Below are 22333 nucleotides of genomic sequence, written 5' to 3'. Positions count from 1 at the left end.
CTCGTTCTATTATTACTATACCTAATTTCGGGTTGTTTTTGCATGTTCAAAGTCTATGGCAGTCCTTACGACAAAAGCTGCCGGTAACGCATATCCAATTAAAGCTTCCATTGATGCAATCCATCTGCCAAATCCTACAGGTACCATATCTCCATACCCTACCGAGAGAAGAGTCATAGTACTGAAATAGAAGGAAGAGGCAAGCTTTTGAAACAAACCTCCCTCAATAGGTAAACCATTCAAATGAATAACCGTTCCAAATTTCATTTCAACCAATACGTATAGGATTCCGAAACCTATTAAAAAAGTGAAGTACACCGTAATGATCCAATAAAGATAATCGAGTGATATCCGTTCAGCCCGGGTTGGGTCTGTTGGCATCAATAATCCTCTCAAACTCATTAGTAACGTGATAACAACCGCAGCAAGGATAATATAAAACAAAGGTAACACCCCTTTTTATTACAACCGCATTTGTAATATATACGCTCTTACAGGCATACCTATGATTGCTTGTACACGAATCCATTGCTTAGGTGACCATGTTGTACAAACAAAGAATTCCAGTGCTAAAATGAAGCAGTTACATACGAAGGAGGAGAAATAAAATGAACCACGCTCAATCTGAAAGTTTGCATGCTGAAGCTATGCAGCACATCGTCGGCGGTGTCAATTCACCATCTAGATCATACAAAGCCGTTGGAGGGGGTTCTCCAGTTGCAATGGAAAGAGCAAAAGGCGCGTATTTTTGGGATGTTGACGGCAATCGATATATTGATTATCTTGCCGCTTACGGACCTATAATTACCGGGCATGCCCATCCGCATATTACCAAAGCAATTACAAAGGCAGCTGAAAACGGCGTTCTTTATGGAACACCTACTCCTTTTGAAGTTAAATTTGCCAAGATGCTTAAGGAAGCCATCCCATCCATGGACAAAGTACGGTTTACAAATTCCGGAACTGAATCGGTTATGACCACGATTCGTGTAGCACGAGCGTATACAGGACGGGATAAAATTATTAAGTTCGCTGGCTGTTATCACGGACATTCCGATCTTGTTTTAGTCGCTGCCGGATCAGGCCCTTCCACACTTGGAACTCCCGATTCCGCCGGTGTACCAAAAAGCATTGCTCAGGAAGTCATTACAGTGCCGTTCAATGATATAGATGCCTATAAGGAAGCAATCAATAAATGGGGAAATGAAATCGCGGCCGTTTTAGTTGAACCGATTGTCGGTAATTTCGGGATTGTTGAACCAAACCCTGGTTTTCTTGAAGCAATTAATGACATTACTCATGCAGCAGGGGCACTTGTTATCTATGATGAGGTAATTACAGCCTTCCGTTTTATGTACGGTGGTGCACAAAACCTTCTTGGTGTTGAGCCTGATATGACGGCGCTCGGAAAAATCATCGGCGGCGGCTTACCGATTGGTGCTTACGGTGGCAAAAAAGAGGTTATGGAAACAGTCGCACCCCTCGGCCCAGCCTATCAAGCAGGGACGATGGCCGGAAATCCCGCTTCCATGCTAGCTGGTATTGCTTGCCTTGAAGTATTGAAGGAAGAAGGAGTATATGAACGACTAGATCAACTTGGGGCGATGCTGGAACAAGGAATCCTTCAGGCAGCGGAAGACCATCATGTTTCTATTAAAGTAAATCGATTAAAAGGTGCATTAACGGTTTATTTTACTGATGCTAAGGAAGATATCAGTAACTATGCTCAAGCTGAAGCTACGAATGGCGAAGTGTTCGGCCGATTCTTTAAGCTTATGCTGGAACAAGGGATTAACTTGGCTCCATCAAAATATGAAGCCTGGTTCTTAACGACAGCCCATACAGAAGAAGACATAGAAACTACTATTAAAGCTGTAAATCAAGCATTCAAATTATTATAAATACAAATTTTTGAATATTTATGCATATCATCAATTCTACTAATCACGGTAGAATTGATGTTTTAACGTTGTTGAAAGCGTTTACATTAAGATATTTTGATTTTAATAACCAGATAATGTTTATTTTCCAAAAAAACTAAAATGTATATTTAATTGATTTCTGAAAATTCTAATGATAATATAAATCATACTAGTATTGATTATTTATTACCCTCAAAACTGTATTTCCTTCCTCGTTCGTTTTCCAAAGTAATCTAAAAAACCACAAGTTTAAAGCAGGAGGTGAACCGGCATCGAATAGGCGCAAGCTTATAGTTGCCCAACGTATGAACAAAAGATGGAATCCTAGTACGTTTATGAATTACCACGAATCAGAACATGATGCTTGCGGAATTATTGCATGTATTGAAAAGAAAAAAATACCTACCCGTGATAATATTTTTGCGTGTATTGATGCCCTGGTTACCATGAACCATCGGGCCGGTTTTATTAACGGCGAAGGCGATGGTGTCGGCATTCACATAGATATCCCCCGTCAATTATGGAAGGAGAAGCTAAAGAACTCTGGTGCTGATACAGACCTTGCGGATCATAACCATTTTGTAGTGGGCCACTTTTTTATTAAACGTGAGGCTGAGAAACAACAAACTATTGAGGAAATAATCAAACTGGCAAACGAAAAAGACTTAAAAGAAATTTATGTATCTGATGAAGCTTATTCCACCGATGCATTGGGACCAATAGCATTACAGGAAAACCCTGTATTTCTTCAAGTTGCTTTTATAGCAAAAGAAGATTTAAAACAAACTGACCTTTCATCTCTGTTATTTGATCTCACAATTACAATTGAGAAAAATGACCACATCCACGTATCTTCGCTTAGCCAATATCATGCCATCTACAAAGTGATGGGAGCCGGCGATATTCTACCTAAGTACTATCCAGACCTTGCAAGTCCACTCGTCGCATCAACGATGACACTTGGACATAACCGCTATTGCACTAATACACTATCCAGCTTTTTTCGCGTACAACCATTTAGCGTCCTTGGACATAATGGTGAAATCAATACAATCGCCAAATTACGCGATGAAGCGCAAATGGTTGGTGTTCCATTAGTAAACGGCGGCAGTGACTCACAGGATTTAAGTCGTACATTGGAAACATTCATCTACCGTGAGGGGTATTCTCTATTTGAAGCACTTGATATTGTCTTCCCTCCAATCATTAATGAAATGAAGGAATATCCCGATCATCTTCAGGATCTATATACGTATTTGCGTGAAAGCTGGGGCCATTTCGCTCAAGGTCCGGCAGGAATCATTTCCCGCCACGGCAATGAAGCTGCTTTCTCTGTAGATGCACTTGGTCTACGTCCTTTATGGATGATGGAAACTTCAACCTCTTATTTGTTTGGCTCTGAACCAGGTGTTATTTCACCAACAGAATATGTAGCCAATCCTAAACCAATTGGTCCAGGAGAAAAGGTCGGATTAAAGTGGAATGGCGATTCAATAGAACTATATGAATATATCACTTATCAGGAAGAAGTATTCAAAAGATTTAACAAGAGACTTAACTTTACAGAATCTCGTAATCGCTTAAATCCTCCTGATGTAAAAGAGCATACTTTTGCACAGGAAGAGGACAAAATCCAAAACGGACAATATAAAGCTTTCGGATGGGAACGTGACCATATTCAACTAATTGAACAAATGGCTGAAAAAGGTGCAGAACCAATCCGTTCACTTGGTCACGATGCTCCACTGGCAGCACTCAATCCTGAGCGTAAGAATATTGCAGACTTTATTAAAGAAAGTGTTGCAGTTGTTACAAACCCTGCGATAGATCGCGACCGAGAAATGGAACATTTTTCGACCCGAACCATTATCGGTAAACGCCCTTCTCTGTTTACAGATGAAAAATCTGTAAACACAGTGATTGAGCTATTAACGCCTCTATTAGCTGAAGGAAAAGCTGGACACACTTGTGCACAGTTTGCAAAACAACCTTCTTATGAACAAATTCACCAATTATTTATGGATACAGAAGAATTGAAAACGATATCCATGACATTCACGGAGGGTGAAACGATTAAGGAAGCTCTAGATCGTATCAGTAAAGAGGCTCTTACCTTTGTTACTGACGGCTGTGGATTACTTTGCCTAGATGATGAACTATCCCATCAGGCTGAGCAATTATGGTTGGATCCTGCCCTTGTAGTCGCAGCAGTCGATAGAGCATTAGTAAAAGCAGAAAAACGAAGAGACTGTTCCATTTTAGTTCGCTCTGCTGCCATTCGTAACTTGCATGACATTGTGGTGATTTACGGATTAGGAGCTAATTTGATTAATCCATATTATATGTTCCGTACCGTATCAGATGAGCAGTCGAAATCAGTAATTAATTTATATAACTCTTTATCTAAAGGATTAGAAAAGGTCATTTCAACACTTGGAATTCATGAACTTCGCGGATATGGACGACTATTCTCTTCGATTGGACTACAGGAAGAAATAGCAGACATCCTTCAAATCGTGAACTTCTTTGGATCCAATCAATTAATCTATAATTTTGATAAATTGAAGGAAGATGCGAAACAGCGTGCAATTGATTATGCCAATGAAAAAGAACGTGTCGGCAAGACCTTTCATCTGTTCCCGCGAATCTGGAAAGCAATTGGTGAGGTGGCTTCAACTGGAGATTATCAGGCCTTTGGAGAAAAAATCTCTGAACAGGAAGAACAAAATCCCACAACTATTCGCCATTTAACAGATTTCAAGAAAACCGAACAAAAAGTTGATCCAGAAACAGTGAATATTGGTGTTGGCGATCACAGTCTACCATTTGTAATTGCATCAATGTCGTTCGGCTCACAAAATGAAACAGCCTTTCGCGCATATGCAGAAGGTGCCGATCGCCTTAATATGATTAGCATGAATGGTGAAGGCGGAGAAATTAAAGATATGCTTGGTAAATACCCGCGAACTCGCGGTCAGCAAATTGCCTCCGGTCGTTTTGGTGTAAATGCGGAATTGCTGAATTCCTCTAATTTACTTGAAATCAAAATCGGACAGGGCGCTAAACCGGGTGAAGGCGGTCATCTTCCTGGATCCAAAGTAACATCAAAAATTGCCGAAGCACGTAATGCAACGATTGGATCCGATTTAATATCACCTTCAAACAACCATGATATTTATTCTATTGAAGATTTAGCTCAAATGATCCATGAGTTAAAGACAGCCAATGATCAGGCAAGGGTGGCTGTTAAAATACCTGTTGTTCCAAATATTGGGACAATTTCTGTCGGGATAGCAAAAGCTGGTGCTGATATTATCACGCTAAGTGGATTTGACGGCGGTACCGGAGCCGCTCGTATCCATGCCCTTCAAAACGTTGGATTACCAGTGGAGATTGGTGTTAAAGCTGCTCATAATGCCTTGCTTGAAGCCGGTCTAAGACAGGATGTTGAGCTTTGGGCTGACGGTGGCCTCAAAAGTGCAAAGGATGTACTGAAGGTTATGCTACTTGGAGCAAACCGTGTAGGTTTTGGAACCCTCTCTATGATTGCTATTGGCTGTACAACATGTCGAGGCTGCCACCTGGATACATGCCATGTAGGGATTGCTACTCAAATTGATTCTGAAGTGGAAGCAAAGGAACATGGGCTAAGGAGATTTGTTCCTAGACAATTTGATTTAGCCGTCCAGGGAATCATCAACCTATTCAGTGCTTTTGGCAATGAATTAAAAACACTTGCGGCTGAACTTGGAATCACAAATCTCCAGGAAGCTGTCGGGCGTTCCGATTTATTAGTACAAACAAAAGGAAAAGAAATGCTGGATTTAAAATACTTACTTAAAACGATTGAGCTTGGCCAGATCACACATCTCGAAGCTGCTGCTACAAAGGACGAATTAATCGTCCAAATGGCCGCAGTCGGTGCAGAATATCTGGATGCAAGTGTAAATGATCTGCTTCAATCCAGACAATTTAAAAATATCAATTCTATTCAGCGCGTACTTGGAAGCCGTGTTTCCTGCCACCGGGTAAGAGGCAGATTAGATGGTTCCTATGTCAAAATGGATCCTGTTAATCTAACCTATAAAGGTTCCATACCTGGAAATGGACTTGGTGCATACAATACAGAAGGCATTACGATAACAGTTGATGGCGGTTCTCAGGATGGCACCGGCAAAACCTCATTTGGAGGAACAATTGCAATTCTTAAAGGAATCGGCAAGGATGACAAATTCTATAATGGTTCCGTCGGAAAAGGCTTTGGATATGGTGCACAAAAAGGTCTATTAATTGCTCAGGGTGACGCTGATGCGCGCGCAGGTATCCGTCTGTCTGGTGCTGACATGATTGTCGGAGGTTCTTTAAAACGGGATATTCCTGTACAAGAACATGGAAACATTGGCGTTTATTCAAATATTAAGGGCTTTGCCTTCGAATATATGACAAACGGCCGAGGACTTGTTCTTGGAGACCCAGGTCCATGGATTTGCGCAGGAATGACAGGCGGTGTCATTTATCAACGTCATTTGCCTGAACGAGGCCTTACAAAAGATGCGCTCCAACGCAGAATTGCAAAAGGAGCCCTCGTCTCTGTTGAAAAATTAAATGAAACAGGTATAAATGATGTAACTGAACTACTTACACGCTATACAACTATTCTTAGAGAAAATGGTCAACAGGCTGAAGCGGAAGAACTGGCCCAATTGCTAGGCAACCCAAGCCAGCACTTCCTCCAAATCGTCCCAGTTAAAACCCAAGCCGACCCATCTGTATCTACAGAATAAGGCTGAAACGACTGCCCAGACCCGACAAGCATAAGAGAAGAGGCACGTAGGGAGTGCTTTTCTCCCGTAGTGACTATTCCTTATGACTCGAGGGGCTAGGAGTTGAAGCTAGAATACACGAGTAAAGCTGAGGCGACTGGTGGTCAGTTATGGGCCATATATCAATTTATATCAGGATGATACATTATTTTCGAACCTCAAGAGACCGTTTCGCTTTATTAAAGCGGCGGCCTCTTTTCTTTTCATTTCTTAACTTTCTATTAAGCCTTTCTCAATTCTTTTTTATATTTTATGAACACATAAACCTTTCATCGAAAAATCTATATATTCCTTCTCTCCATATAGCGTATACCTGATGAATCTTGAAAAAATCGTATTCAATGCATGCCTTTTAGTCTAAAGGGGAAAGTAAACAAAAGAAGTATTTTGCCTGTATATCTTGAACATGAAGACGAAACCCTGTATAGTACAGTCATGTTCGAGATAAAAATAGATAAATATTCGTAAACAACTATGAATAAAAGGAAGAGGTATTATTTATGAAGGTTGGTGCCCGAGTCTTTAAAACGGGAATAGCCATTGTGATAGCCATCTATGTTGCGACAGCATTTAATATACCGGCTCCCGTACTAGCCGGGATTTCGGCTGTATTTGCCGTTCAGCCTACCATATACCGTTCGTACAGGACATTAATTGATCAAATACAAGCGAATATTATCGGATTTCTAATCGCGATATCGTTTGTATTATTATTTGGTAATGATCCCTTATTAATTGGTTTGGCAGCCATTATAACAATTGTAATCAACTTACAGCTGAAAAATGAAAATCAACTGACAATTTCGCTTGTAACTTTAATCTTGATTATGGAGCAACAAGACGGTAATTTTACTGAATTCGCCTTTTGGAGAGTTGCTGCCATTTTAATCGGTATTCTATCAGCGTTTATTGTTAACCTTGTCTTTCTTCCTCCAAAGTATGAGACAAAGCTTTATAAACGAATTAGCACAACCACAGACGATATTCTACAATGGATCAGAATTGGTTCTAGAAGCTCAACTGAACATATTATGATGAAAAAGGACATTAATCGTATTAAAGAGAATGTCACAAAGGCCGATAGCTTGTACGCTCTATATAAAGAAGAGCGTGAAACTTTCAGGAAAAATACGGTTGCCAAATCCCGTAAACTCGTAATCTACCGTTATATGATAGCAACAAACAAACGATCATTGGATATCTTAAAAAGATTACATCGCTTTGAAAACGAATTCCATCAAATGCCTGAGGATTTTCAAATCCAGGTTCATCATCAACTGGATTTGTTGTTGAGAAAACATGAACATATTCATCTGAAATTTATAGGTAAAGTAAAGCCGGGACTAATGCTTGAGGAATCTACGGACACTTATAACAAACAATTGCTGATTGATATTGTTAAAGGTTTTCGATTAAATACAGACGAAGATTCTCCCGTCCACTACCATATGGTTACACTAATTTCATCTATGCTTGAATATGGTGACTACTTAGAGCATCTAGAAATGCTTGTTAACAGTTTTCACTCTTATCACAAATCAGAGAACAAATCGATCAAGATAAATGATGATGATCAATTATAACAATCACTTAAAGCATTCCAAGGCCAGCAAAAAGGCTTTGGGATGCCTTTTTCATTCCATTGGTTTTGCACTGTATCTTATCTGATAGTCAAAAAGGTGGTTCTCCTTTCGATCAAAAAACCTCCTTCTATCCAAAACCTATGCCGTTCTTTATTCTCGTATTTTTTCGTAGGGATTGTTGCTATTATTGAATTGTGAAACAGCCACCTCCAGAAAGGAAGTGGCTGTACTTGTATATCCCAGTTAGTCAAAAAGTTCCTTACTGTTCAATTTTTTATCATAACTAGAAATATAATAAACAATAAAACTATATGCATCCACACCATACATTTTACGAAAATGACTGCCCAAACTTTTTTTCGTAAATCATAGTAAAGAATAGTAGAATAAATTAAGAGAGCGGTTATTCCCCGGAAGATATCACCATCCATCAACAATAAAATCACGTTTATCAAAATAGATATAATAAATAAAATGGCATATATCTTATCTATCTTGTTCTTTCTTTGCGCCTCGTGTTGGAATTGATACATTCCTTTCCCCCGTGCTCATCATATACTTGATTACTCAATTATACCCTCCATCACATACCTCAGTAGAACAGCTAGGCATCCAACTGTTGTACCTGAAAGAGTCTATAATAAGCTCCTTGTTTAGCCATTAATTCCTGATGTGTTCCCACTTCTATAATACAGCCATGTTCAACCATAACAATTCGATCAGCATGTGTAATGGTAGATAATCTGTGAGCCACTATAAATGTAGTACGGTCACGGGAGAGCTTTTCAAGTGCTTCCTGAATAAGATGCTCACTTTCCAAATCAAGAGCAGAGGTTGCTTCATCCAACACAATAATGGATGGATTCTTCAAAAACACACGTGCAATAGAAATACGCTGCTTTTGACCTCCTGATAATTTGACGCCCCTCTCGCCTACTTTTGTCTCATATCCACTTGGTAATTTGCAGATAAAATCATGAGCATTTGCTGCTTTGGCAGCTTCATAGATTTCTTTATCTGTCGCATCTGGCCTACCCAGTAAAATATTTTCACGAACCGATTCACTAAATAAAATACTGTCTTGCATCACCATTCCAATATTGTCCCGAAGTGAGCGTACCTGAACATCTCGGATATCCACTCCGTCCAATAGTATACGCCCTTGTGTCACATCATAAAATCGTGGAATCAAGCTAACCAGAGTAGATTTACCTCCTCCGCTCATCCCGACAAGCGCAATTGTTTCTCCCCTTTTCACTTCAAGATTAATATCCTTCAGTGCCTGAGTCTCATCTTCTCCATAAGAGAATGATACATGATCAAACGTAATGGTCCCTTGTACATCTTTACATGGACGTGCATCAGGCTTGTCCTCAATATCATACGGAACATCCAAAAATTCAAACACACGGTCCATTGATGCCAGTGATTGCGTTAATGTGGTAGATGAGTTCATCAATCTACGCAAAGGTCCATACAATAAATCGATATAGCCGACAAAGGCAACCATAGTCCCTAATGTCATATTCCCATTAATGACCTGGTATCCGGCAAATAGGATGACAACTAGAGGAGCAATATCTGTAATTGTATTGACTGCTGCAAACGATTTAGCGTTCCAGCTTGTGTGAGCTAACGCTTTTTTTAAGAAGTTTCCATTCACTTTATTAAATTGCTTTTGCTCATGATCTTCAATCGCAAAGCTCTTAATCACGGCCATCCCTTGTACACGTTCATGCAAATAGCCCTGTACTTGAGCAAGCGCCTGTGATCTATCTCGGGTTAATTCTCTTAATTTACCAAAGAAATATTTAATGGAGAATGAGTAGAGCGGTAACAGAAGCAACGATACAATGGTCAATTTTACGTCAAAGGTAAGCATAATTCCAACTGCTATTAAAATTGTAACTAGATCCAACCAAACATTCATAAGGCCGGTTATAACAAAATTCTTAGTTTCTTCAACATCATTAATCACTCTGGAGATAATTTCTCCTGCTTTTGCATTAGAGTAATATTTAAAGCTTAACTTTTGTATATGACTGAACATTTTATCGCGGATATCAAATAAGATTTTACTTGCTGTCCATTGGGCAAAATATTGACGGTAATATTCTACTGGAGGCCGAACTACCACAAAAATGAAAAACATGATTGCCATTAACATATAGAGCTTCCTTAATTGCTCTCCTTTTTGCAAAGCATTGGCACCGATTATATCATCAATCACATATGCCAATAAGGCAGGAGTCAGCAAAGGAATCGCAAATTTAACTATCCCGATTAGGATTGTCACAATGATTTGCCACTTATAAGGCCTTACAAACCTCATATATCTTTTTATACTATTCATCAAATGTCTCTCCCATCAAGCATAAAAACCTGTCCATAAAAGAGACAGGCTTCTTTTCAACTTTTAATTGTTAAATATCGGTTATACCAATTATGAACGAACTCCTGAGAAAACGGCCCTTTTTTCGCTCGAATCATACTAATCAGCTTTTCCACATTTCTCCTGAGAATATGGTCAATGACATTCGGATAACCCATTTGAAGTTTATGCTCTTCGTACTCATCTTCATCTAACAGGTTATATGTCATATCGGGATATACCTTTATATCAAGATCATAATCGATATATTTAACCGCTTCCCCATCAAATACAAATGGAGAACTTAAATTACAGTAGTAGTAAATACCGTCATCACGAAGCATGCCGATGATATTAAACCAATACTGTGAGTGAAAGTAGGTAATAGCTGGCTCTCTTGTGAGCCATGTCCTACCATCAGATTCGGTTACAAGAGTCCGATCATTGCAACCAATTACAATAAATTGGGTACCCTTTAATATGGTCGTCTCTTGCCAAACCCGGTGTATATGTCCATTATGTTTGTAACTGTGTATTTGGATTTCTTCTCCTTCTCTCGGTACTCGCACGTTGTATTACCTACTTTCTCTCCCTATAGGGCAGGGCACTTATATACCGTCTCTGTGTTCAAATTGACAATATATTAACCGTTAAATTAAGATGCTTTTTTCCGTATTCTTCTATTATTATAACGATTCACATACAATTTTAAAACAAAGAGCCACCATGAAAAGCGGATAAGCTATAAATTGTTAAACAAATCGCCATTAACCAGCTCTTTTTTAGAATGAAATATTAATCCTATAACCAAAATTAATCGTTTACAAACATGAGTCATAATGAATGAAGGAAACAGAAGCGGAGAATAAAAATAAAAGAACACCTATAGAGATGCCCTAAATAATGATGAATTGTATTTATATTTTATAGTTTCGGGGCAGATTTTGACTGATAGCTTTCAATCACTTTTTCTGTTAATTGCATAAATATCGTTTGGATTGTATCTAATTCTCTTTTCATCTCACTTATATCGTCCTGGACACATAGTAAATCTTCATCATTCTTTCGATTCCTCAGTTCCTCCTCTAGCTCCATATAACGGTCAAGTTCTGTTTGCATATGTAAAAGCTTATCCATAATGACCATTTGTTCATTAACTAACTCTTCAAAACTCTTCATGCTCTACACCACCCAAAATCAGTATAATAATACATTTCTCTAATAAGCAGAAAATACCTTTGACTTTTTCTGTAGCCTTCTAAGAGGTTTTGTCGAGCCGTTAAAAAGCACTCGCCCGCTACGGGCAAGTGCTTTAATTAAAGGTTTTACATTATTGTTGTCCGGAGTTACCGGAGTTTTTAGCTTTGTTTTTCTCTGCTTTCGCGTTTGCTTGTTTCACAGATTGCACATCAGTTTCACTTGCAAATTCAGAACCAAATTGACCTTGGCTTTGACCTGCAGATTGTGCGTTTTGTTGTCTCACTTGATTTGCATTTGTTTTTGAACTGTTGTTAGCCATTAATATCACCTCCACACCTATTAATGTATCCAACAGAGGTTTTCATATACAAAAAGAGTGTTTCTATTTTTTTCCTTGTTTTTGCTTCACTATATAGCGGCATCCTATATAGAAATTTAAAACAGGAAAAGAGGAGGCTTTATTATGTTTGTAGGAAGAGATATGTCAGAGTTATCCATGATTCCTAAAAGTGAATGGAAGGAAGATGAACTGGAATTTTACCATCATTCATTTCAGCAGATTATGCCCTATTTAAATATAGAGGGACATACCATTCAAAGAGAAATTATTGAGGAAATTGAAAGAAGAGGCGGCCTGAAGAGACAGGAAGCAACCTGGACAAAAGGAACGCGTGTTTCCTACGATTAATTAAAATAGAACCGGCATCAGCTATACCTGAAGATTATTATCTTTTCGCAGGTAGCTGATGCCGGGTTATTTTTTAACCATTAAATACATATGTTTCATAAATTTTTTGATGAGATACAGGTAAAGCATACTGTTGAAAATCATGATCTTTCACATATGCTAATTTATGTGTATTGCTTTTAAAGTTCTCCAAATTATTCACAGTGGCTGTATAGATATCAATTTCCCATGTCAAATGTGAAAATACATGATTGATATGACCGATTGGAGTTAATTGATTTAATTCAACTTGATTCTGTTCCGCAACCATTTCTTTAAGTACTTTAACATCTCCTGTTGTTTCATAGCTTGGGAATTCCCACAATCCCGCGAGAAGACCTGTCTCCGGCCGCTTCCTAATCAGGATTCTTCCACTTTCATCGTTTATCACAATTGCCGATAAATGAACAATTTTGGTCTTTTTAGCTTTCGTTTTTACCGGAAGCTCCTGTTGGATTCCTTTATCAAATGCCCAGCAGTGCTCTCTTACCGGACATAATAAGCATGCAGGTTTACCGGGAACACATATAAGAGCGCCAAGTTCCATCAATGCCTGATTAAATTCTGACGTATGTTCGGGATCAATTAATTCACGTACAGCTGACTCAAATAGTTTGCGGGTGGCAGGCTTTGCTATGTCATCATATATTTCTAATATCCTGGAAATGACTCTCATGACATTTCCATCAACTGCAGGCTCCGGAACACCATAAGCAATGCTTAATATTGCACCGGCAGTGTATGGACCGACACCTTTTAATTTTTTAATTTCTTCAGGAGTGTTTGGCACAATTCCGCCGTAGTTTTCCTTTACCTCTTTAACTGCACTATGCAAATTACGAACCCGAGAATAGTAGCCTAGACCTTCCCATGCTTTTAAATATTTTTCCTCATCAGCATCAGCAAAATCATCAAGCGTCGGAAACCATTCCATAAAACGTTCGTAATAAGGAATAACAGTATCAACACGAGTTTGCTGAAGCATAATTTCAGAAACCCAGACACGATAGGGATCTTTATTTAATCGCCATGGGAGCTGTCTTTGTTCCTGAATAAACCAATCTATAAGATCTTTTCTGAATTGTTCTATATTGCAACTTACAAGTGTCTTCACGTTTCCTCCTGTTTATGTTAAAAATTAATGGAATAGGGAATAAATTAAGTAATCATACTGAGTAGGTTTACCCATGATTTTTTGATTCCCTTCATTTTAAAACAACATGACTGGTATGAAAAGTAATTAATATTGGATAAAAATAGTGGTTTCCTTTATAAGTCAGTAGAAAAGGAGGATGTATTATGGATACCGGTACTCATCTTGTAATGGGTATAGCACTTGGCGGGTTAGCCACCTTGGATCCTGAGGTCGCCTCCCACACAGGAACAGCAACGGCCGTTATGATCGGTACAATCCTTGGTTCCCAGGCACCTGATATAGATACAGTTCTAAAAATGAAAAATAATGCAGTATATATACGCAATCATCGCGGAAGGACACATTCCATACCATTTGTAATTCTCTGGCCTATATTAATTACGGCTCTTATTGCCCTTATTATTCCTGAAGCGAATACCTTACATTTATGGTTGTGGACCTTTTTCGCTGTATTTTTGCATGTATTTGTAGATATATTTAATGCCTATGGTACACAGGCTCTAAGCCCCCTGTCCTCAAGATGGGTCGCGCTCGGGATTATTAATACATTTGATCCCTTTATCTTTGGAATTCATATTGTAGGTCTTATTTTATGGACATTCGGCTTTAATCCAGGAACTATATTCTTAATAATGTATGTAATTATTATCGGTTATTATATCGCTCGGATTACAGAATCTAGAAGCTTAAAAGCTCGAATTCGTTTACAAATCCCTGACGCTCGGCGAATTACGCTTTCCCCAACCATGCGTTATCACCGCTGGAAGGTAGCTGTTACAACGCCTGATAAATATTATGTTGGGGGAGCTGAAAATCGTGAAATACAATTTTACGATAAATTTGATCGTATTCCTTTACCGGAAAGTCCAATTCTGGATGCTGCTCTAAAGGATGTGAATCTCTCTGCCTTTGTATCTTTTTCTCCGGTATACCGATGGGAAATGGACTATCAGGAGGGAATGCACATTGTCCGATTCATTGATTTACGTTATCGGAGCAGAGGACGATATCCCTTTGTGGCTGTCGTTCATTTAGATGATGATTTAACTATTATCAACTCATTTACTGGATGGGTTTTTACAGAAGAAAAGCTTCAAAAGAAACTAAATATGATTACTGGATAATCAGGAAAGCTTTCTCATGAATGGGTGGGAGCCATTTTAGAATACTAATAAGGCATCCATCATCCCAGAATGAAAGGTGAGAGAATCTTGAGAAATAAAGCAAAAGGCTTTCCTTATGAGCATGATAATAAATTTAATGGGGAACCCCGAGCCAAACCAGAGTATGCTTCAAAACGAGCAGATGGCACTACAAATACTCGTCCACAGGAGCGAATGCATGCCTCTGGAGAACGGGATTCTAAATAAATTCAAAAAGAGCTTTCTACAGAAAGCTCTTTTTTTCTCGTTTTATTTTAATTTCATTAGCAAGGAAATAGGCAGCCCTTCTTCTTCATTTTGTTGAAGACGATACCCCCAGGCAAACACACCTTTTAAATACTCCACCTTAAAATATTCTCCAGGCGCTCCATCTATACCATACATTTCACCGACTATAATATCAGCCGGGTCTAATGTATAAGCCTTTGCCATAACGGCTCTCCTTTTATGTACGGCAAACTCATTAACCATCCCAAGCTGCTCAGCCTTTCTTGCTTTTTCATTTAAATCTGCGATTGTTTGTCTAAGCTCATGCTCTGACATCTCACTGAATTTTTTCTCCTGCATTTCTTTACCCCTCTCAGTACAATTCAAAATCTCCGTTATCAATTCGCTCTTTGCCCAGTTCTACAAAACGAGAAATTAAGTCCATATCAAAACCTTTTCTAAATAGAGCTGTTTTCATTTTTTGACTATACGAATAGTCATCCAGTTGAGCATACTTTCTGTGAAATTTAGTCGCTGTTTTTACAAGACTTTCCCATTCAGCATTCTTATCATCAACCGCTAACTCTTCAGTCACCAATTTGGCCAGGCTCATTGAAAAACCCTTCCGTACAAGAAATTGGATTGTTTTCTGTTTTGCTTCTTTCATGGAACCCTTACTTTTTTTTAATGTCTTACTGGCCCATTCTTCAGCATTTTCTCTTTGCAAATCATTCGTATACTGACTTAATGCAGTCTGCTGATCCTTTTCTGAGATTCCCTTATTGAGCAGCTCTGTCCGGATGACATCAGGTCCTTTTTTACTGACATTCATTTGGGTTCGTACAAATGCATTCGCATATTCCTCATCGTCAACATATCTATACTCACGCAGTTTATGAATTACTTCATCAATAACCGCCTGTTCCCATTCCTTTTCACTCAAATAGGAAATAACCTCATGCTCTGAACGAATACGATAAGATAGATAATTGACAGCAGACTGAAATGCTTTTTGGATATGGTCACGGTACTGAATTTCCATAATGGATAATTCATCGACTTCCATCCCCTTCGATAGCCGCATGCGGACAAGTAAGTCATCATCCACACTAAATGCGTATCTTTCAGGCTGTCCTTCTTCTGTTATGTATATATTAAAACGATTTTTATTCTTTTTTTGTTGTTCAATTTTCGAGATAAGTGGCATCGTTAGCTCGCCTCCTCTTTTAATGTAGCATATATCCTTATCTTAGTCCTTTCTTTGATTTTAGAAAATGAATTAAAACATTTAATTATGGAAATTATAGGAATGACACTACTTTGAAAAGGAGAATGTTCATGGATAAGAAAAAGCGAGATCAAATGAAAAATCGCCTGACCTCTACTCAAGAAGTTCGTTACAAAAGGGAATTTAAAGCAGCAGATCGAGCGGCTGGGTTTACAGGATCTAAAGGAATTCGTCCATAAACTAACCTTTTATTTACCAGAATAATGGCTTGGATTTTGTTGCAATCTAATCAGGAAGATATTCTTCATTTGGGAGGTAATCAAAAATGGGCAGATATAACCATAACTTACTTCACGGCAGAAACAGGATGGCAAGTGGAAACACGCCGCCTTCCATAAAATCTGACGGATTAGATGTAGAATTTTCTGAGGCATTAGCTGATCATGATGATCTCGTTGCACAAGCCAGATCAAAAGCAGCTGATGCACGCGCTAAATCCAGGAAATAAACTGATTCGCTTGGGAATTTTCACTCCCAAGCGAATCAAAAAAACAACCGATTAAACAATCGACTGGGTGCCTGCGTTTATTAACCATTTACTTCAGCAGCTAAATTAGGCGCGATAAGATCCTCTGCTTTAAAAATATCGTTAACTTTTTCACTTCCAGCATTAAAGTGCTCATTTGCTTTATCCATATTGGGTTCAGCTGTACCGGACAATTGAATTCCTTTTTCTCTATATGAATCAGAAATAGTCTTTATAGCCTTTTCAAAATCCTTGCTATATTTTTCTAAACTATCAGGAACTTTCACATCTTCCAAAGCATCCACAACAGAATTTGCTGAAGCAGCAGCTTTTTGTTTATCTTCCTCTGTTAAGACAGAAGGATTCTCTGCTCCCTCATAGGTATTTAAATCACGATCACTTCCATTAATCACATTCACTATGGAAAGATAGAAATCTAATAAGTCACTTTTTACATCCGCTGATTCTTTAGTGCCCACTTCCTCTTTTGTCTCTTCTTTTGATGAACAACCCATGACGATAACAAGCATCAAGGCCATAATACTGCATAACCACAATCCCTTTTTCATACTCTCTTACCCTCTTTTCGCTATTTTCGAATTATTCTAATTGTTGCATTAAACATCATACAACTTATGTGAGCATTCGTAAATGCTGCCCCTTCTAAGTATGAACCCATTAATTTTACAATTACTGTTAATCAATTGATTATCTATGCTTTTATCGTGAAATATTGTACTATTAAATGCGTATAGACCCATTAATTACAAACAATTAAGAGGCAGGAGTATAGATAAATGATATTATCCGTTAAAGATTTAAGCCATGGCTTTGGTGACCGAGCCATTTTTAACAAAGTTTCCTTCCGCTTATTAAAAGGCGAACATATTGGCCTTGTCGGAGCAAATGGGGAAGGAAAGTCTACATTTATGAATATTGTAACCGGACAGCTGGAGCCTGATGAGGGGAAAGTTGAATGGTCTAAGAAAGTTCGTACTGGTTACCTTGACCAGCATGCTGTTCTTGAAAAAGGTATGACCATACGCGATGTACTGAAAACAGCATTTCAGTATCTTTTTGATATGGAAAATGAAATGAACGAAATTTTTGCTAAGATGGGGGAAGCTTCTCCTGAGGAATTAGAAGTCTTACTTGAGGAATCAGGTGTACTGCAGGACGTCCTCACTAACAACGACTTTTATGTCATTGATGCAAAGGTTGAGGAAATAGCAAGAGGATTGGGCCTCGATGAAATTGGGCTTGAGCGCGATGTTCAGGACTTAAGCGGTGGCCAGCGTACAAAAGTCCTTCTCGCAAAATTATTACTTGAAAAACCCGATATATTACTTTTAGATGAGCCGACCAACTATCTTGACGAGCAGCATATCGAGTGGCTCAAACGTTATCTTCAAAATTATGAAAATGCCTTTATTTTAATTTCACATGATATTCCATTCTTAAACAGTGTTATCAATCTTGTTTATCATATGGAGAACCAGGAATTGACCCGTTATGTTGGAAATTATGATGATTTTATGAAAGTGTATGAGGTGAAAAAGCAACAGCTTGAAGCCGCCTATAAAAGACAGCAACAAGAGATTGCCGGCCTCAAGGATTTCGTTGCACGTAATAAAGCTCGTGTATCTACTCGAAACATGGCCATGTCCCGTCAGAAAAAGCTTGAAAAAATGGATATCATTGAACTGGCGAAAGAAAAACCGAAACCAGAATTCCATTTCCGCGAAGCACGTACATCCGGTAAACTTATATTCGAAACAAAGGATCTTGTCATTGGGTATAATGAGCCTCTATCCAGACCATTAAATTTACGTATGGAGCGTGGACAAAAAATTGCTTTCGTCGGTGCCAATGGGATTGGAAAAACTACCTTGCTCAGAAGTATTCTCGGTGAAATTAAACCAATCTCTGGCCAGGTTGAGCTTGGCGAACATTTGTATATGGGATATTTTGAACAAGAAGTAAAACAAACATCCAATAATACCTGTATCGAAGAAATTTGGCAGGAGTTCCCTTCCTATAATCAGGCAGAAATTCGTGCTGCTCTGGCGAAGTGCGGCCTTACTACCAAGCATATTGAAAGTAAAGTTGAAGTACTTAGCGGTGGAGAAAAAGCGAAGGTTCGTTTATGTAAACTAATCAATCGTGAAAACAATTTACTTGTTCTCGATGAACCAACCAACCACCTTGATGTGGATGCTAAAGAAGAATTAAAACGCGCATTAAAGGCCTTTAAGGGAAGTATTCTACTGATCAGCCATGAACCTGACTTCTATCAGGACATAGCTACAGATGTTTGGAACTGTGAATCTTGGACAACTAAAGTATTTTAATGTAACGACGCTATACCTTAAACACCCGTTAGCTTTGGATATTTACATCCTGGTTAACGGGTTTTTTATTTACTTTATACTCTTTACCCCCTGCCTTAGCCTTGGCATAGGCAAGGAATTAGTCGGAAATAATTCCAGTAACCTAGGATATAGAAATGGAGTTGTTTAATAATCTCAGATCAGCAATTAAGAGTTATTGTTTTAATTGATTGCCATGAAAAATTTTAAGAATAAAATCACGATCCGGGACCTGAAGCCGTTCATATGAAGCTAAATATTTTGTATTATCATAGGTAGCATCTTCGTTAGAGATAACCACCTTGTCTCCCGCTATATCTAGGCAGTAGGCTTTGAATTGCAACCTAAAGAGCCTGGATTTAGAAAGACAGTACGTTCACTTCTGAAGAAATGAAGTGGATGATGATGACCAAAACAGATTAACTTTTCTTCCCATCCTTTAAATAAAGTCCTTATATTCTTAAGACTTGGTTCAACAATTCTGCTAAAAGGGTCTTGGCTTATATGGTCATTTAGCTTCGTTGGCTCAATCTGATAATGAATAAACAAAATTGAATTCCCTTCGACAGTTAAATTGATTGCCCTAGGCAACCCTTCCAACTTCCGGATGAATTGCTTATCCATCCTCTCTGCTATCCATTGATGATGCTCTTTTACATGGGAGTGGCTTTGTGGATGTTCCTCTCCTTTTAGAAGTGCTAAAACCGCTTCATCATGGTTTCCCGTAATCATGGATACATCATTTCTTGTAAATAGAATATCCAAAACGTCATTGGTATTCGGTCCGATTCCAATCATATCTCCCAGACAATAGATATGTTCAATATCCCTCCTTCAATCAAGCTTAGATAGTACCGCTTTTAAGGCAGGCTCATTCCCGTGAATATCAGCAATCACTCCAATTTTCATGTCAGTCTCCCTTTTTATGTAAAATTATACCTTAAAATAAAACAAAGCATTCTATTACTGCTGGAGGAATGCTTTGTTTTATCTTAGTTATGGTTTTAATATAACCTTCGTACAATTATCTTCATGTTCATTAAATAACGAATACCCTTTCGCTGCGTCCAGAAGTGGTAACTTATGAGTTACAATTTCAGTAGGGTCGAGCTTTCCTTCTTCAATCATTTTATATAATCGAGGCATATAATGAACAACAGGAGCTTGTCCCATCTTCATCGTAATATTGCGTGAAAAAAATTTCTCTAGCGGGAACATATTATAAACAGATCCGTAAACACCGGTAAGCTGCAAAGTACCAAATTTCCTTATCGCCTTCGTGGCAATTTGAATAGCACTTAACGTTCCTCCCTGCAATTTTAGTTTTTGCTCAATTTTTTCAATAGCTGATTTCTTACCATCCATTCCAACACAATCGATGACCACATCAGCTCCACCCTGTGTAATTTCTTTTATATAGCTCCCTGTATCATCATAATTATTAAGATTAATCGTCTCTACTTTATTCATTTTCTCAGCTTGTTTTAATCGATAATCCAAGTGATCAACAGCTATAACCCTTTTAGCACCAGCCATATAAGCAAATTTTTGTGTCATTAAACCAATTGGGCCACAGCCAAGTACGACCACAGTATCATCCGGTTTTACCCCCGCATGCTCCACACTCCAAAGAGCTGTAGGCAAAACATCAGACATAAATAATAATGACTCATCCTCTAATTCACAGGATTCCGGTATGACAAACGGCATATAGTTCGCAAATGGAACCTTTAAATATTCTGCTTGTCCGCCGGGATGATTCCCATATCGCTCTGTATATCCAAAATATCCGCCTGTATCCTGATGTGGATTGGATTCGGTATGATCACATTGACTTTCCATCTCATGCTGACAGTAATAGCATTGCCCGCAGGATACGTTGAAAGGGATAACTACCCGGTCGCCTTTTTTGACTTTTGTCACCTCAGGACCGACTTCTTCTACGATTCCCATTGGTTCATGTCCAATTATATATCCTTCTCTAATCGGCATATTCCCTTGATAGATATGAAGATCAGAACCACATATGGCCGTAGAAGTAATTCTGACGATTATATCATCATTCTTTTCAAGCTTCGGATCTTCAACCTCTTTAACCTCAATTTTTTTGGCCCCTTGGTATGTGACTGCTTTCATATTTCATCCTCCCATTCAGTTTAGTACAGTTACCTTATTCCCGAATAGGAGGACTCTTATGCAGGACATTTTTAAATTATGTGTTCTAATTCCAATTTAGCCCTTTTCATTTATTCTTCATATAATAATAAAGAAACCATACTGCATGCTGTTGTTCATCCTTAGCTGCACGATTAAACAACTTCTTTGCCGCTAAATTAATGGTTCCGTCTGCAACTGAAAGATAAAAATCCACGGTACGCTGCTCATCTTTTAAAGCCGCTTCAAGCCCCCGTAAATAATCATCCTCACAAGGTTCTGTCTGTTTTGGCTTTGGATCTCTCCCTGTTATGCCTGTATATAGTAGTACCAGTTGTTTAAAATGTTTAATCTCATCCTCTCTGATTTCCAATATTCGCTGCCGTTCATCTTCTGTTGGTGCTAGTCGGGCTAATTTTTCATAACACTGTATAGCACTGTACTCTCCATTAATAGCCCTTTGGGTTTGTTTCACTAAATCATTCATCGATTGTTGTCTCAATTATGTAACCTCCCCATTTTTCCTTATGACCTATCCTATGCGTATTTCCTTTGAACAATTTCTACCTAAGTAAGATAACCTACAGGTTTTTTATCATTTTTATTTGGGTATATGAGAAATAGCGGTTAAACAAGTATCGTGGTTATCTTCGGACGTCGTTCTGTAAAAAACATATTTGACAAACGAAATTATAAAGTATATACTTAGAAGATATAATTTTAAAGTAGTGACTTACACATAGATATGTAAATAAATATGGCATTCTGCAATTTATGTTTTTCGGAACACTTATTCACACTGGAACGGCTTCGGAGCCGTAAGGATATAAGAGAGGTAGGGCTTATATCGTCTAAGTAAAAACGTCCAAGTGGAATAGATAACCGCGGCAATTTACATCACACA

At 38.4% G+C, this 22333-nt stretch carries 22 protein-coding genes; 9 read left to right on the top strand and 13 right to left on the bottom strand.

The features are described from left to right. Window positions 1-21 precede the first annotated feature (21 nt). Window positions 22-444, bottom strand: coding sequence for a potassium channel family protein (locus AC4G3O_RS15190; protein ID WP_140462201.1), 423 nt, complete (start codon window positions 442-444; stop codon window positions 22-24). Window positions 445-608: 164 nt separating this feature from the next. Between AC4G3O_RS15190 and AC4G3O_RS15185 the strand changes: the two genes are divergently transcribed. The 3 genes from AC4G3O_RS15185 (at window position 609) to AC4G3O_RS15175 (ending at window position 8328) form a co-directional block, all read left to right on the top strand. Next, window positions 609-1901 carry a glutamate-1-semialdehyde 2,1-aminomutase gene (locus AC4G3O_RS15185; protein ID WP_140462200.1) on the top strand — a complete coding sequence of 431 codons (1293 nt, stop codon included), beginning with the start codon at window positions 609-611 and terminating at the stop codon, window positions 1899-1901. Window positions 1902-2227: 326 nt separating this feature from the next. After that, complete coding sequence (locus AC4G3O_RS15180; RefSeq protein WP_491136425.1) at window positions 2228-6706, top strand: glutamate synthase-related protein; 4479 nt, start codon at window positions 2228-2230, stop codon at window positions 6704-6706. 539 nt (window positions 6707-7245) lie between these two features. Beyond that, window positions 7246-8328: an FUSC family protein gene (locus tag AC4G3O_RS15175; RefSeq protein WP_139892660.1), complete on the top strand. Its 1083-nt coding sequence runs from the start codon at window positions 7246-7248 to the stop codon at window positions 8326-8328. A 604-nt stretch (window positions 8329-8932) separates the two neighbouring features. Here the strand turns inward: AC4G3O_RS15175 and AC4G3O_RS15170 are convergent. The 4 genes from AC4G3O_RS15170 to AC4G3O_RS15155 all read right to left on the bottom strand — a co-directional run bounded on the left by AC4G3O_RS15170 (window position 8933) and on the right by AC4G3O_RS15155 (window position 12224). Continuing rightward, entirely contained in the window at window positions 8933-10681 is a 1749-nt protein-coding gene (locus AC4G3O_RS15170; protein WP_140462198.1) for an ABC transporter ATP-binding protein, read from the bottom strand. A 56-nt stretch (window positions 10682-10737) separates the two neighbouring features. Continuing rightward, window positions 10738-11268, bottom strand: a complete 531-nt coding sequence (ntdP, locus tag AC4G3O_RS15165) for a nucleoside tri-diphosphate phosphatase (protein WP_066107906.1) — start codon at window positions 11266-11268, stop codon at window positions 10738-10740. A 355-nt stretch (window positions 11269-11623) separates the two neighbouring features. Beyond that, window positions 11624-11878 (bottom strand): YgaB family protein, encoded by a 255-nt coding sequence (locus AC4G3O_RS15160; protein ID WP_066107909.1) that lies wholly within the window; start codon window positions 11876-11878, stop codon window positions 11624-11626. A 151-nt stretch (window positions 11879-12029) separates the two neighbouring features. Further along, window positions 12030-12224 (bottom strand): gamma-type small acid-soluble spore protein, encoded by a 195-nt coding sequence (locus AC4G3O_RS15155; protein ID WP_225983705.1) that lies wholly within the window; start codon window positions 12222-12224, stop codon window positions 12030-12032. A gap of 138 nt (window positions 12225-12362) precedes the next feature. Here AC4G3O_RS15155 and yfhS point away from each other — a divergent pair, with 138 nt between their 5' ends. Beyond that, window positions 12363-12587: a mother cell protein YfhS gene (gene yfhS / locus AC4G3O_RS15150; RefSeq protein WP_066107915.1), complete on the top strand. Its 225-nt coding sequence runs from the start codon at window positions 12363-12365 to the stop codon at window positions 12585-12587. A 73-nt stretch (window positions 12588-12660) separates the two neighbouring features. On the opposite strand, the gene mutY is transcribed toward yfhS, so the two are convergent. Further along, window positions 12661-13740 (bottom strand): A/G-specific adenine glycosylase, encoded by a 1080-nt coding sequence (mutY, locus tag AC4G3O_RS15145; protein ID WP_148631060.1) that lies wholly within the window; start codon window positions 13738-13740, stop codon window positions 12661-12663. Window positions 13741-13925: 185 nt separating this feature from the next. Between mutY and AC4G3O_RS15140 the strand changes: the two genes are divergently transcribed. Beyond that, the gene (locus AC4G3O_RS15140) at window positions 13926-14906 is read left to right on the top strand and encodes a metal-dependent hydrolase (protein ID WP_491136424.1); all 981 of its coding nucleotides are present in this window, start codon (window positions 13926-13928) and stop codon (window positions 14904-14906) included. 84 nt (window positions 14907-14990) lie between these two features. Continuing rightward, on the top strand, window positions 14991-15152 hold the full coding sequence (locus AC4G3O_RS15135) for a small, acid-soluble spore protein K (protein WP_306821562.1): 162 nt from the start codon (window positions 14991-14993) through the stop codon (window positions 15150-15152). A gap of 42 nt (window positions 15153-15194) precedes the next feature. Here AC4G3O_RS15135 and AC4G3O_RS15130 read toward each other — a convergent pair whose 3' ends face one another. After that, window positions 15195-15512, bottom strand: coding sequence for a YfhH family protein (locus AC4G3O_RS15130; protein ID WP_066107926.1), 318 nt, complete (start codon window positions 15510-15512; stop codon window positions 15195-15197). Between the two features lie 13 nt (window positions 15513-15525). Continuing rightward, on the bottom strand, window positions 15526-16359 hold the full coding sequence (gene recX, locus AC4G3O_RS15125) for a recombination regulator RecX (RefSeq protein ID WP_139892665.1): 834 nt from the start codon (window positions 16357-16359) through the stop codon (window positions 15526-15528). Between the two features lie 131 nt (window positions 16360-16490). Between recX and AC4G3O_RS15120 the strand changes: the two genes are divergently transcribed. Together AC4G3O_RS15120 and AC4G3O_RS15115 are read left to right on the top strand one after the other, a co-directional pair. Then, window positions 16491-16619: a YfhE family protein gene (locus tag AC4G3O_RS15120; protein ID WP_139892666.1), complete on the top strand. Its 129-nt coding sequence runs from the start codon at window positions 16491-16493 to the stop codon at window positions 16617-16619. A gap of 86 nt (window positions 16620-16705) precedes the next feature. Continuing rightward, window positions 16706-16888: a YfhD family protein gene (locus tag AC4G3O_RS15115; RefSeq protein WP_139892667.1), complete on the top strand. Its 183-nt coding sequence runs from the start codon at window positions 16706-16708 to the stop codon at window positions 16886-16888. A gap of 80 nt (window positions 16889-16968) precedes the next feature. Here AC4G3O_RS15115 and AC4G3O_RS15110 read toward each other — a convergent pair whose 3' ends face one another. Then, window positions 16969-17475: a hypothetical protein gene (locus tag AC4G3O_RS15110; protein ID WP_139892668.1), complete on the bottom strand. Its 507-nt coding sequence runs from the start codon at window positions 17473-17475 to the stop codon at window positions 16969-16971. A 228-nt stretch (window positions 17476-17703) separates the two neighbouring features. On the opposite strand from AC4G3O_RS15110, the gene AC4G3O_RS15105 reads away from it, so the two are divergent. Then, the gene (locus AC4G3O_RS15105) at window positions 17704-19257 is read left to right on the top strand and encodes an ABC-F family ATP-binding cassette domain-containing protein (protein WP_139892669.1); all 1554 of its coding nucleotides are present in this window, start codon (window positions 17704-17706) and stop codon (window positions 19255-19257) included. Window positions 19258-19450: 193 nt separating this feature from the next. Here the strand turns inward: AC4G3O_RS15105 and AC4G3O_RS15100 are convergent, their stop codons facing one another. The 4 genes from AC4G3O_RS15100 to AC4G3O_RS15085 all read right to left on the bottom strand — a co-directional run bounded on the left by AC4G3O_RS15100 (window position 19451) and on the right by AC4G3O_RS15085 (window position 21916). Beyond that, complete coding sequence (locus AC4G3O_RS15100) at window positions 19451-19576, bottom strand: hypothetical protein (RefSeq protein ID WP_258188260.1); 126 nt, start codon at window positions 19574-19576, stop codon at window positions 19451-19453. Window positions 19577-19593: 17 nt separating this feature from the next. Further along, a complete protein-coding gene (locus AC4G3O_RS15095; RefSeq protein ID WP_139892670.1) occupies window positions 19594-20073 on the bottom strand; it encodes a metallophosphoesterase family protein in 480 nt (159 codons plus the stop codon). A gap of 198 nt (window positions 20074-20271) precedes the next feature. Further along, a complete protein-coding gene (locus AC4G3O_RS15090) occupies window positions 20272-21411 on the bottom strand; it encodes a zinc-dependent alcohol dehydrogenase (protein WP_066107947.1) in 1140 nt (379 codons plus the stop codon). Between the two features lie 106 nt (window positions 21412-21517). After that, a complete protein-coding gene (locus tag AC4G3O_RS15085; RefSeq protein WP_066108539.1) occupies window positions 21518-21916 on the bottom strand; it encodes a ferritin-like domain-containing protein in 399 nt (132 codons plus the stop codon). Between the last annotated feature and the right edge of the window lie 417 nt (window positions 21917-22333).

This window comes from Bacillus sp. z14 (2026), assembly GCF_058313575.1.
The sequence above is the reverse complement of the archived record's forward strand: the minus strand, read 5'-3'. Positions and strand labels throughout refer to the sequence as shown.